The sequence below is a fragment of the Caulobacter sp. SSI4214 genome (assembly GCF_012184455.1).
GTDB classification, from domain to species: domain Bacteria; phylum Pseudomonadota; class Alphaproteobacteria; order Caulobacterales; family Caulobacteraceae; genus Caulobacter; species Caulobacter vibrioides_E.
The window spans coordinates 21130-32864 of sequence record NZ_SZWJ01000046.1; the positions used below are offsets into that span (position 1 = coordinate 21130).

Sequence of the window (11735 nt, forward strand, 5' to 3'; positions counted from 1 at the left end):
AGCGGCCTCAGTTGGCCGACGTCGGGGCGACGCCGGCCTTGCCCTCGGCGGCCACGCGCTGAGCCTTGATGTCGTCCAGCGCCTTCTGGGCGGCGGCGATCTTGGCCTGATCGCCGGCTTCGCGCGCCAGGCCCAGGTTTTCGGTCGCCTCCATCTCGCGCACGACCAGGAGGTGGGTGTCATCGGCCGGCTTGAACCCGCCGATCGACAGCTTCTTCAGATAGCCGCGCTGCCGCTCGGCTTCCGGCGTGTCGCCTTGCGCGTAGGTCAGGAAGAACTGGCGCAGCTTTTCCTTGATGACCGGGTCGAGATCCTTGCGCCAGATGATCGGGTCTTCGGGCAGGGTCGGCGACTCCCAGATCACCCGGATCTTGTCGACGACGCTATCGCCCCGCGCGCGCGCCAGGCCCACGGCCGTCGAGTTGTTGGTGGCCGCGTCCAGCTTGCCGTTGGCCACAGCGAACAGGTTGGCCTGGTGGTTGGCGCTGATCACGGTCTTGAAGCACTCCTCGGGCTTCTTGTTGGCCGGGATGAACACATAGGTCATCGGCGCCAGGGTGCCCGAGGTGGACTTCTTGTCGCCGATCCCGAAGTTCAGCGTCTTGTCACACTTGAGCAGATCCTGAACCGTGCGGATCTTGCTGTCGGCCGGCACGATGATCAGCGACTTGTAGCCGTCGACGCCCGAGGGGTCGAAGGTGCGGGCGAAGACCTCGCCGTTCGAGCGGCGCACGGCCTCCAGACCAGACTGGTTGGAGAACCAGCCCACGTCGGTCTGTTTGGCGCCCATCGCCACGATCAGCGACGAATAGTTGGACGAGAAGAACGGCTTCACCTTCAGGCCGGTCTGTTTTTCCATGTCGGCCAGGATCGGCTTCCAATAGCCCTCCATGTTCTGGGCCGACTCCGTGGACAGGATCGAGAAGGTGATCGTGTCCTTGGAGACCGTGGCCTCGGGCTTCTTCGAGCACGAAGCCAACGCCAGGGCCGAGAGGCCCACGAGCGAACAACGGGCGGCGAAGGCGAGGGCCGAACGGCGGCTGATCATTGCGGGGCTCCTTCCCAGAATACGTCCTCGAATTCCGGGCCGTAGATATCGATGAGTTGTTCACGCTTCAGGCCGGCGGCCGGGCCGTCATAGACCTTCTCGCCCGCCTTCAGGGCCACGACCCGATCGCAGTAGCGCAGGGCGTAGTCCACCTGGTGCAAGGTGACGATGACGGTCAGGCCGTCGCTTTGATTCAGGTCACGAAGAATCTCCATGACCTTGCGCGCCGAGACGGGATCGAGCGAGGCGACCGGCTCGTCGGCCAGGATGATCTTGGCCTTCTGGACCAGGGCCCGGGCGATCGCCCCGCGTTGCTGCTGGCCGCCCGAAAGGGTGTTGGCGCGCTGGCCCGCGTAGTCGGCCACGCCGACGCGGGCCAGGGCCGCCATCGCCGCCTCGCGCGTCTCGCGCGGCCAAAGGCCGAACAGACCGCGCAGCAGCGGGATGCGGCCCAGCGATCCCAGGGCGACGTTGCTGAACAGCGACAGCCGGCCGACCAGGTTGAACTGCTGGGCCACGAAGCCGACGCGGACGCGCGCCTTGCGCACCTCGCCCGACACCTTGCCCCGAGCCTGGACCGGTCCGCCGAAGGCGGTGATGGTCCCTTCGCCCTCGTCGATGGTCTGGAGACCGTCGATGGAGCGCAGCAGGGTGGATTTGCCCGAGCCCGAAGGGCCGATGAGCGCGATCATCTCCCCTCGACCCACGTCGAGGGAGACGGCGTTCAGCGCGCGACGCGACCCGAAGGTCTTGGACGCGGCGCGGATCGAGAGAACAGGGTCCGACGTCATGGTCGGGACGAATCCTTAACGTGGTTTCGGCGCGGGGGAAGTGCGTTCTCTGGTTTGGGGAAGGTTAGCAATCGAATTGTGACGACCAACAGCCCTTTTCACCGCCGAACGGCGTGGCTCGCGCTCCGCGAAGCGCCGGATCTGGCTGGGCTTGTCGCGCGTTCGAACAGGACCGAAAGCACGATTTCGCCCGACGGGCGCGCCTGCATCAATTCGTCCAAAAAAGGGGGGCAGAAAGGGACTTTACAACCCTGTCCAATGCCCCTATTTCGCACGGCTCCGGCGGACCCGAAGTCCTAAACGCTGCTAACGCCGGCCTGGGTTTAACTTCCAACAGGGGGTTACGTGAATTGCGCACGTACCATTCGCCCCTGGACCTGGTCCGTGAGCGGTCACCGGAACGTCCCGTCGCACTCGTGCGGCCCGACGCGGTTTCCGTAGCCGCGCGCTGGTTCCAGTCCGAATTTAAAGGCGACGTCTTCTACGCGGTGAAGGCCAATCCTTCGCCGTGGGTGATCCGTGAGCTGGCGCAAGCCGGCGTGCGTTCGTTCGACGTCGCGTCGCTGAACGAAGTCGAGCTGGTGGCCAACGAGGCCCCGGGCTCGCGCATGGCCTTCATGCACCCGGTCAAGAGCCGCGCCGCCATCTCGGCCGCGTACTTCGACCACGGCGTGAAGACCTTCTCGTTCGACACCCACGAAGAGCTGGCCAAGATCCTGGACGCCACCGGCCAGGCCAAGGACCTGAACCTGATCGTCCGCATGGGCGTGCAGGCCGAGGGCGCGGCCTACAGCCTGTCGGGCAAGTTCGGCGTCGAGATGCACAACGCCCCCGCCCTGCTGCTGGCCGCCCGCCGCGCCACCCAGGACCTGATGGGCGTCAGCTTCCACGTCGGCAGCCAGTGCATGCGTCCGACGGCCTTCCAGGCGGCGATGGCCCAGGCCTCTCGCGCCCTGGTGCGCGCCGGCGTGCTGGCCGATGTCGTCGACGTCGGCGGCGGCTTCCCGTCGATCTATCCGGGCATGGTCCCGCCGGACCTGTCGGAGTACCTGGCGGCCATCGACCGCGGCTTCGCCGAGATGATGGTCCACGAGACCACCGAGCTCTGGTGCGAGCCGGGCCGCGCCCTGGTGGCCGAGGCCTCGTCGCTGCTGGTCAAGGTCGAGCTGAAGAAGGGCGACGCGCTCTATCTGAACGACGGCTCCTATGGCTCGCTGTTCGACGCCGCGCACATGAAGTGGCCCTTCCCGGTCAAGCTTTACCGCAAGAACGGCCCAAATGCCGGCGAGCCGGTGGAGGAAGGCCTCAAGCCCTTCCGCTTCTACGGCCCGACCTGCGACAGCGTCGACCACATGCCCGGCCCCTTCTACCTGCCGGAAAGCGTGGACGAAGGCGACTATATCGAGATCGGCATGTTGGGCGCCTATGGCGTGGCGATGTCGACCCGCTTCAACGGCTTCGGCGAGACCGACACCGTGGAAGTGCAAGACGCGCCGATGGCCTCGATGTACGGTCTGGCCAAGCGTTCCATCCCGGTCGTCCGTCAGGAAGCCGAAGAGCGCAAGATCGTCCGCTTCTCGCGTCCGAAGGGCGCGGCCGGCAAGCGCAAGCGCCGTCGCTAGAGCACGCCAAGCTTAGCTGTGAGAGTCTAAACCGCTCGAACGCGCTCCGAACGTATCAATCCAGAGTCTGGTCATCCGGTTTAGAGGACATCTAAATCGGACAGGCTTGGCGGGCACGCATTCGGAAATGGCCAAGGCGGGGTTTCGGCCCCGCCCTTTTCTTGCGGGCCGACAAGCGTAACTGGACATTCTCAGGTTGCGCTGACAAATCGTCGCCGCCGAGATCGACGATAGGGGCGTGCGTGGGTTTCCTGACCAAGACCAAGCTGGGTTGGACGTTCGCCTTCGGCGTCCTGGTTCTGATGTGCTTCATGCTGCAGCATCAGCCATTGCTGCACGGGACCGGTTGGAACCACAGCTACTTCTTCAACGCGGCCTGGATCCTGGAATTCGACGACTCGCTGCACCGAGGCATTTTCCCGCCGCGCTGGATGTTCGGGGCCAACAACGGATTAGGCTCGCCGTCGTTCTACTATTATCCGCCCCTGCCTTTCTATCTGACCGCGATCGTGGCGGCCTTCTCGGTTCACAAGAACGACTACGCTCAGATCGCCGCTTGGGGATCGTTCTATATGAGCCTGGGCTCGGGCCTGGCGATGTTCGCTTGGCTGCGGCGGCAGGCCGGCGACGTTCTGGCGCTGGCGGGAGCGATCGCCTACGTCTTCATGCCCTTCCACGTGGTCGACGACTTCGTGCGCGGAACGATGGGCGAAACGGCCGCCTATATGGCCCTGCCAATGGTGGCGCTGTGCCTGCAACAGGCTGCTCGGGTCGAAGGCCAGGCCGCCCGCCCCTGGATCGCTGGCCTTGGCCTAAGCTACGGCGCGCTCCTGATGTGCCATGTGACCATCGCGTTGCTGACCTCGATCAGCGTGCTGTCGGTCTACGGACTCTATCTGCTTTTTGACGCACCCGTCGAGAAGCGCCGCGCCCTGCTGGTTCGCTGCGCCGCCGGCCTGGCGCTGGGCGTGGCCATAGGTCTCAGCTATCTGGGTCCGGCGCTGCTTATGCAGAAGCACGCCACCCTGCAGTGGATGTTCGTCGCGCCGGAATACCACCCATTCCGCTGGACGCTTCTGCGCCCTGACCTCTGGCCGAACCATGGTTACGGTCTCTCGATGGCCCTGATGGGCTATGGCGCCGCGGCCCTTGGCCTGGCCGCTATTCTCGCGGCCCTGAGTCGGCGGATCGAAGGCCCCGCCCGCGAGGCGGCCGTCTGGGGCCTTGCCGCGATATTCGCCTTGCTGCTGTACGCCCTGCCGTGGATCTGGCAGGGGCCGCTGGGCGCGGTCCTGGGCAAAGTGCAGTTTCCGTTCCGTATCGTGCTGGGCATGGAGTTCGCCGCCGTCACCGCCGTGGTCATGGCGGCCGCCGCCGGTCGCTGGCTGCGCCTGCTGATCCTTGTTCCGCTGTGCCTGATCCCGCTTGAAAAGGGCTATCGTCTCCAAGAGTCGCCTATCAAGCTGCATTTGGCCCAGAATGGCGACATCGACGCGGACACCCGCCTACGCATCGCACGACGGCGCACGCCTGACGAACATCTGCCCCAGGGCTTCGATCCGGCCGGGCCCCTGTTCAAGGCGGACACCTTGGGCTTCGCCGGCTTCGACGCCGTGCCGCCGGCCCGGCCCCTGGCGCCAGACGCCCGCGTGACCCCCGCCGGCCAGTTCAAGGACGGCAGCTTCGCTATCATGGTCGAGACGCCGCGCCCCACGCGCGTGGTGCTACGCCGGTTCTACTACCCGACCTGGGAGGTTGGTCTGGTGCGCAAGGGTCGCGACCCGTCGATGAAGACGGAAGGCTACGGCGTCGAAAGACTGCTGTCCTTCGAGGCTCAACCCGGCGCGAACACATACCGTGTACGGATCGTTCGTTCGCCACTGGAAAAAGTCTGCGACACGATCTCGCTGTTGGCGCTGCTGCTGGCCGCGTGGCTGTTCGTTCCAGCCCTGCGAGAAACGCTTAAAAAAATTCGCAAAGCCGCTATATAGCCGCCTTCATCGAAACACCCCATCGCCGGTCGCTCCGTCCTGGCGGTCTCATCGGGTCACGACGGGCGCTCAACTTCAGAGGAACCTCTGTCATGAACGCTCCCGTTCCGAACACCAAGGCCGAGCTGCTGCAGAAGACCGTCGAGCACGTCGACATCACCTCCTACGACGCTCGCCCGATCATCGACTCGATGCGCAAGATGTCGTTCAGCTCGCGCGACACCGCCCGCGCGGCCGACATCTTCAACATGGCCCTGGCCGACAAGGGCTGCTCGACCTGGCTGATCCTGGCTGGCTCGACCTCGGCCGGCGGCTGCATGCACGTCTACCGCGACATGGTGAAGAACGGCATGATCGACGCCGTGGTCGCCACCGGCGCCAGCATCGTCGACATGGACTTCTTCGAGGCCCTCGGCTTCAAGCACTATCAGGCCGCCGGCCCGGTCGACGACAACGTCCTGCGCGACAACTACATCGACCGCATCTACGACACCTATATCGACGAAGAAGAGCTGCAGGCCTGCGACCACACGATCCTCGAGATCGCCAACCGCCTGGAGCCGCGCGGCTATTCCTCGCGCGAGTTCATCTGGGAGATGGGCAAGTGGCTGTCGGAAGGCAACGCCAAGAAGCAAGGCTCGCTGATCCAGACCTGCTATGAAGAAGGCGTGCCGATCTTCTGCCCGGCCTTCGTCGACAGCTCGGCCGGCTTTGGCCTCGTCAAGCACCAGAAGGAACGGGCCGCCGCCAAGCAGCCCTACCTGATGATCGACGCCGTGGCCGACTTCCGCGAACTGACCGACATCAAGATCGCGGCCGGCACCACGGGCCTGTTCATGGTCGGCGGCGGCGTGCCCAAGAACTTCGCCCAGGACACCGTCGTCTGCGCCGAGATCCTCGGCGTCGAGGCCGACATGCACAAGTACGCCATCCAGATCACGGTCGCCGACGTCCGCGACGGCGCCTGCTCGTCGTCGACGCTGAAGGAAGCCGCCTCTTGGGGCAAGGTCTCGACCACCTACGAGCAGATGGTGTTCGCCGAAGCTACCACGGTCGTCCCGCTGATCGCCTCGGACGCCTACTGGCGCAAGGCCTGGGAAGGTCGCGAAAAGCCGCGCTGGAACAAGCTGTTCGGCAAGTAGGCTTGCGAGCGTCACATTAGAGATGCAGGGTCCCCAGACGAAAGTTTGGGGACCTTTTTCATGCGCGCTGTTCCGCTCGCCGTCGCCGCCGCCGCCCTCCTGCTGTCCGGCTCCGCCCTAGCCGCGCCGGATCCCGCGCCCGCCGGCGCCCCCAAGGGCTACCTGCCGGCGGGGACCCTGGACACCTTGAAGGTCCTGCCGCCCGCGCCGCCGCCGGGCTCGCCCCAGGCCGAGGCCGACCGCAAGATCTTCCTGGCCACCCGCGCGCTGAAGGACAGCCCCCGCTGGGCCCTGGCGGTCAACGATGTCGACGAGAAGGCGATCCTCGCCGACTTCCAGTGCGCCCTGGGCTTCACGCCGTCGATGAGCGCCACGCCGCGCATGGTCGGCCTGCTGATGCGCCTGCGCTTCGACGTCGGCGCGGCGGTGAATGGACCGAAGGACTTCTACAAGCGCCCGCGCCCCTATCTGGTCGACGAGGGTCCGATCTGCGTCGACAAGAGCGAGGGCCTGGCCAAGAGCCCGGACTATCCGTCGGGCCACGCGACCTGGGGCTATTCGGTGGGCCTGGCCCTCGCCCAGGCCGATCCCGAGCACGCTACGGAAATCCTGGCGCGCGCCCGGGCGTTCGGCGAGAGCCGCGTCGTCTGCGGCGTGCACAACATGAGCTCGGTGTCGGCCGGCCAGCTGAACGCCTCGGCCCTGATGGCGGCGGTCAGCGGGACCCCGCTGTTCCAGACCGACATCGCCGCCATCCGCGAGGAGATCGCCCGCAACCGCAAGGCCGGCCCCGCCCCCGACGCGGCCAAGTGCGCGGCCGAGGCGGCGCTGATCGCCAAGCCTCTCCTCTAGCTTGCGCCGAGCCGGCCCGACCTCTACCTGTTGGCCATGTCTTCCTGCGGACACGACCATCACCATCACGGCGTCGCCGGCGCGGCCCTCGCGGCCGAGCTGGACGCGGCCGAGGCCCGCTGCGTCGCCGCCGACCAGCGCCTGACCGCGCCGCGCCGTCGGGTGCTGGAGCTTCTGCTCGGAGCCGGCCAGCCGGTGAAGGCCTATGATCTGATCTCGGCCTTCGGCGGCGAGGGACCGCCGGCCAAGCCGCCGACCGTCTATCGCGCCCTCGACTTCCTGGAGAAACAGGGCTTCGCCCACCGGATCGAGAGCCTCAACGCCTATGTCGCCTGCCGCAAGGAGGCCGACGGCCACGCCGCCGCCTTCCTGATCTGCGACTGCTGCGGCGCGACCCGCGAGATCGAGCCCAAGGCCAGCGCCGAGATCATCGCGGCCGGCGCCGCGGCGGGCTACGCCCTGACCAGCGTGACGATCGAGGCCCACGGTCTCTGCGCCGATTGCAGAGGTTGAGAAAACCCCGGTATTAGGATCGAACGATCGTTCCACTTCGTTCGAGAGACGCCGCGATGACGACCCCCGAGCCGCCGCCTGGCGTCGAGATCTGGCGCGCCATTCTTGGTTTCGAGGAGCCGCGCCATGAGGTTCGCTGAGGGTCTTCCTGGCGTCGAGATCTGGCGCGGCGGCGTCAACACCTGGGACTGCGACGAGATGGGGCACATGAACGTGCGCCACTATGTCGGGCGGGCCATGGAAGGCCTGGTCGGCCTGGCCGCCGAGCTTGGGATGCCGCACGCCTTCTCGCCGTTCGCCAACGCCACCCTGCTGGTAAAGGAGCACCACATCCGCTTCCTGCGCGAGGCCCACGCCGGCGCGCCGCTCTACATGTTGGGCGGGGTGATCGAGATGGGCGAGTGCGACGCGAAGGTCCTGCAGCTGCTGGTGCATCCCGCCTCGGGCGAGCTGGCCGCCACCTTCCAGACGACCGTCGTCCACGCCACGCCGCGCGAGGGCCAGGTGTTTCCCTGGCCGACCATCGCCCGCGAACGGGCCGAGGCGCTGAGGGTCGAGGTTCCCGAAAAGGCCCGGGCGCGCAGCCTGGACCTGTCGCCGTTCGCCAGCACCGCCAGCCTGGCGCGCGCCGAGGCGCTGGGCCTGACCCGCATCGGCCTGGGCGGCCTGCTGCCTTCGGACTGCGATGTCTTCGGCCGGATGCGCGCCGAACAGTTCATCGGCCGAGTGTCGGACGGCATCGGCGCGTTCATCCATCCCTTCCGCGACACCATCGTCGCGCACGCCGACCCCAAGCCGGCCCGCTTCGGCGGCGCGGTGCTGGAATACCGCATCGCCTATCTGGCCTGGCCGCGCGTCGGCGACCGGGTGGACATCCGCTCGGGCCTGCTGGGGGCGGACGCCCGCACCATGCGGATGGTCCATTGGATGCTGGATCCGGCGACCGGCGAGCCGTGGGGAACCTCGCAGGCCGTGGCCGTCACCTTCGATCTCGACGCGCGCAAGGTCGTGCCGGTGACCGACGCCGCCCAGGCGGCGCTGGCGGCGCGCGCGGTGGCGGATTTGGCCCTCTAAATGACACCATGATCGCTTCCATGGTCACGCTGGGCGGGCTTGGAACTGAAGGAAGCGACACGTGACGGCGATTGCCCCCCGGATGACCCTGGTCCTGGCCCTGGCGACGGCGCTTTGCGCCACCGGCGCGATCGCCCAGCAGCGACCGGCGGACGCAAGCGGACTGCATGACGCCCTGCGTCTGAGTCCCGGCCAGGAAGACGCCTGGCGGACCTATCAGGCCGCGATCGCGCCCGATCCCCAGGTCCAGCAGCGTCATCGCGCCGCCGACATGCTGCTGCCGCAACTGCCCACGCCGCGGCGCGTCGCGCTGATCGAGGCCACGGCCCAGGCCGACGCCGCCGATCTGCATCGCCAGGGCGAGGCGGTGAAGGCCTTCTACGCGACGCTGTCGCCGGACCAGCAGCGGACATTCGACCGCATGACCGCCGACGCCGCCCGGCAGGGCGAGGCGGACGCCGGCCAAGGGCGTCCTCCGGGCGAAAGATAAGGTTAGCAGGGCTTCCAGTCGTAGCGGTCGGCGGCCACGTTCCACGACCACGCGCCGCAGGCCGCCGGCGCGGTCGACGAAGCGGGCGGAGCCGGCGCGGGGCTCGCGTCGTCTTGGGGCCGGTCGTCGCGGCTGGGCGGCGGATCGCCGTAATAGGTCGTGTAGCTGTAGGAATAGCTGGGCGCGCTGTAATACCAGGGCGCGCCGTACCACGGGTCATAGAACCACGGATCGTAATAGGCCGGGCTCAGCACCAGGCCAAAGCGCGGGCCGCTCCACCAGTACGCCCTCGGATACCCCCAACCGCGATAGCGGTAATAGGGATAGCCGTAGTGGGGATATGCGTAGTGGGGATACGCGTAGCGCGGAAAGGCGTGATAGCGCGCCGCGGCCGGACTTCCGAAATGATAGCCGCCGCCGGGCCGGAAACCCGCCTGGACGACGTGGTAGCCGCCGCGGCCGTGCGCCGCGGCGAGCGAGGGCGCGGCCAGGATCGGCGTCGCCAACAGGCCTGCGCCGGCCAGGACGGGGAGAAGGGCTTTCATGATGACCTCCGAAAGAAGCGAGGCCGAGGGTCACGATGGCCAACGGTCGGAGGCTCGCGATTAGCCCGAAATAAGGGCGATCTTACGGTGAAGATATATCGCCGTCGCCACACAGGCGGCGGGCCTCGAGCTCAGGCGGTGGCCATGTCGAACAGGGCGTCGCGCACCACGTCCGGCCGCTCCATCGGCAGGAAGTGGGTGGTCCCCGCGACGGTCTCGATCCGCACATCCCGGCCGCGCCGCGCGAAGCGGTCGCCGACCCGGCAGGTGGAGTGCTTCTCGGCCTTCAGAATGCGGACCGGCGCCGTGACCAGACGGATGGCCCGCCAAGGATCATGGCCCTGGGCGGCGTAGTTGGAGGCTTCCCAGGCGGGCGCGCAAGCCAGCTCCACCGTGCCGTCCGCGCGCTCGACGAAGCCGCCGGCCACATAGTCGGCCAGCATGGTCTCGGGCCAGGTCTTGAAGGCGCCGCGCCCCTTGTAGCCGGCGAAGGCGGCCTCGCGGCTGTCGAACACGGCGCGGCGGCGCAGCGACGACAGCACCAGCGGCATCCGTCGCCACAGGCGGCCCGAGGTCCACGGCGCCTTGGCGTACAGCGTGGCCAGCCAGGGCATGATCACCGGGTCCAGCAGCAGCAGGCCCTTGACCCGCTCCGGTCGCTCGGCGGCGGCCAGCAGGCTGACCGTCCCGCCCATCGAATGCCCCGCCAGCACCACCGGCGGGCCGTCCAGACTGTCCAGCAGGCCGGTCAGATCGGCCTGCAGGTCCCGCCAGGAGCGGCGGCCGTCGGGATCGGCGGGCAGGGTCGTCGAGCCATGGCCGCGCTGGTCGATCGCCAGCACGCGCAGCCCCGCCGCGAGCGGAGAGAGCAACACCCGATAGGTCTGGGCGTTGAAGCCGTTGGCGTGAACGAAGATCACGTCGATCGGCCGATCCGGCGGGCCGAACTCCAAGGCCGCGATCTCGCCGCCAGGCGCGGACAGGACGCGTTTGCGAGGTTCGCGAAAGACGGCCGCGTCCATAGGCGTGGCTCCCTGGGCTTTTCTTGGGCTTAGGGTATGCCCGTAAGCCCTTCGCGTCCATGGAGACCCCGATGAATAAGCTTTCGACCATCGGATACGAGACCGACACCCAGGCTGGCCTGATCGCGCGCCTGAAGGCCGCCGAGGTCGATCTGGTCGTCGACGTGCGCGCCGTGGCCGCCTCGCGCCGGGCCGGCTTTTCCAAGACCCTGCTGGCGAACAGCCTGGCGGCCGAGGGGATCGGCTATCTGCACCTTCGGCCGCTGGGCACGCCCAAGCCGGGCCGCGACGCCGCCCGCGCCGGCCGCGTGGACGAGATGCGCGCCATTTTCGAGGCCCATCTGGAGGAGCCCGCCGCCCAGCTGGCCCTGGCCCAGGCGACGGAACTGGCCAAGGACAAGCGCGTCGCCCTGCTCTGCTACGAGGACGACGCCGCCTGCTGCCACCGCCGGATCGTCGCCGACCGCATCCGCCAGACGCTGAAATGCGAGGTGGCGGACCTTTAGGCCTGGGTCAGCGTCCACTCGCCGTCGCGGTCGCGGCAGGCGCTGTAGCGCTGGCTGGACGGGGCTTGGCCGCCGCCGGAAACCTGGGCGTCGATCACCCGGCAGCTGGCGGCGCGCTGACCGTCGGGACGCACCAGCG

General features: G+C 67.7%; 12 protein-coding genes and 1 pseudogene. 8 read left to right on the forward strand and 5 right to left on the reverse strand.

Going from position 1 to position 11735, the window contains the following annotated elements; all coding sequences use genetic code 11:
* Window positions 1–7: 7 nt before the first annotated feature.
* Window positions 8–1048 carry a phosphate/phosphite/phosphonate ABC transporter substrate-binding protein gene (gene phnD, locus FCU40_RS14195; protein WP_168075735.1) on the reverse strand — a complete coding sequence of 347 codons (1041 nt, stop codon included), beginning with the start codon at window positions 1046–1048 and terminating at the stop codon, window positions 8–10.
* The gene (gene phnC, locus FCU40_RS14200) at window positions 1045–1839 is read right to left on the reverse strand and encodes a phosphonate ABC transporter ATP-binding protein (protein WP_168075737.1); all 795 of its coding nucleotides are present in this window, start codon (window positions 1837–1839) and stop codon (window positions 1045–1047) included. The genes phnD and phnC overlap by 4 nt, the downstream gene beginning before the upstream one ends.
* Window positions 1840–2189: 350 nt before the next feature.
* On the opposite strand from phnC, the gene FCU40_RS14205 reads away from it, so the two are divergent.
* From FCU40_RS14205 to FCU40_RS14235, 7 genes are all read left to right on the forward strand, one after another.
* Entirely contained in the window at window positions 2190–3461 is a 1272-nt protein-coding gene (locus tag FCU40_RS14205) for a type III PLP-dependent enzyme (protein WP_168075740.1), read from the forward strand.
* 242 nt (window positions 3462–3703) lie between these two features.
* Entirely contained in the window at window positions 3704–5452 is a 1749-nt protein-coding gene (locus FCU40_RS14210) for a 6-pyruvoyl-tetrahydropterin synthase-related protein (protein ID WP_168075742.1), read from the forward strand.
* A gap of 92 nt (window positions 5453–5544) precedes the next feature.
* Entirely contained in the window at window positions 5545–6594 is a 1050-nt protein-coding gene (locus FCU40_RS14215; RefSeq protein WP_035017215.1) for a deoxyhypusine synthase, read from the forward strand.
* A gap of 60 nt (window positions 6595–6654) precedes the next feature.
* Window positions 6655–7446 (forward strand): phosphatase PAP2 family protein, encoded by a 792-nt coding sequence (locus FCU40_RS14220; RefSeq protein ID WP_168075744.1) that lies wholly within the window; start codon window positions 6655–6657, stop codon window positions 7444–7446.
* A gap of 36 nt (window positions 7447–7482) precedes the next feature.
* Window positions 7483–7959, forward strand: a complete 477-nt coding sequence (locus FCU40_RS14225; RefSeq protein ID WP_004619173.1) for a Fur family transcriptional regulator — start codon at window positions 7483–7485, stop codon at window positions 7957–7959.
* Window positions 7960–8085: 126 nt separating this feature from the next.
* Window positions 8086–9033 carry a thioesterase family protein gene (locus tag FCU40_RS14230; RefSeq protein ID WP_168075746.1) on the forward strand — a complete coding sequence of 316 codons (948 nt, stop codon included), beginning with the start codon at window positions 8086–8088 and terminating at the stop codon, window positions 9031–9033.
* 61 nt (window positions 9034–9094) lie between these two features.
* Complete coding sequence (locus FCU40_RS14235) at window positions 9095–9523, forward strand: Spy/CpxP family protein refolding chaperone (protein WP_168075748.1); 429 nt, start codon at window positions 9095–9097, stop codon at window positions 9521–9523.
* A 2-nt stretch (window positions 9524–9525) separates the two neighbouring features.
* Here the strand turns inward: FCU40_RS14235 and FCU40_RS14240 are convergent, their stop codons facing one another.
* The gene (locus tag FCU40_RS14240) at window positions 9526–10068 is read right to left on the reverse strand and encodes a hypothetical protein (protein ID WP_004619179.1); all 543 of its coding nucleotides are present in this window, start codon (window positions 10066–10068) and stop codon (window positions 9526–9528) included.
* Window positions 10069–10199: 131 nt separating this feature from the next.
* Window positions 10200–11090 carry an alpha/beta hydrolase gene (locus tag FCU40_RS14245; RefSeq protein ID WP_004619181.1) on the reverse strand — a complete coding sequence of 297 codons (891 nt, stop codon included), beginning with the start codon at window positions 11088–11090 and terminating at the stop codon, window positions 10200–10202.
* A gap of 71 nt (window positions 11091–11161) precedes the next feature.
* On the opposite strand from FCU40_RS14245, the gene FCU40_RS14250 reads away from it, so the two are divergent.
* On the forward strand, window positions 11162–11596 hold the full coding sequence (locus FCU40_RS14250) for a DUF488 domain-containing protein (RefSeq protein ID WP_168075750.1): 435 nt from the start codon (window positions 11162–11164) through the stop codon (window positions 11594–11596).
* On the opposite strand, the pseudogene FCU40_RS23355 reads toward FCU40_RS14250, so the two are convergent.
* Window positions 11593–11735: pseudogene (locus tag FCU40_RS23355) on the reverse strand (hypothetical protein); the annotation flags it as partial. The gene FCU40_RS14250 and the pseudogene FCU40_RS23355 sit on opposite strands and share 4 nt — an antisense overlap.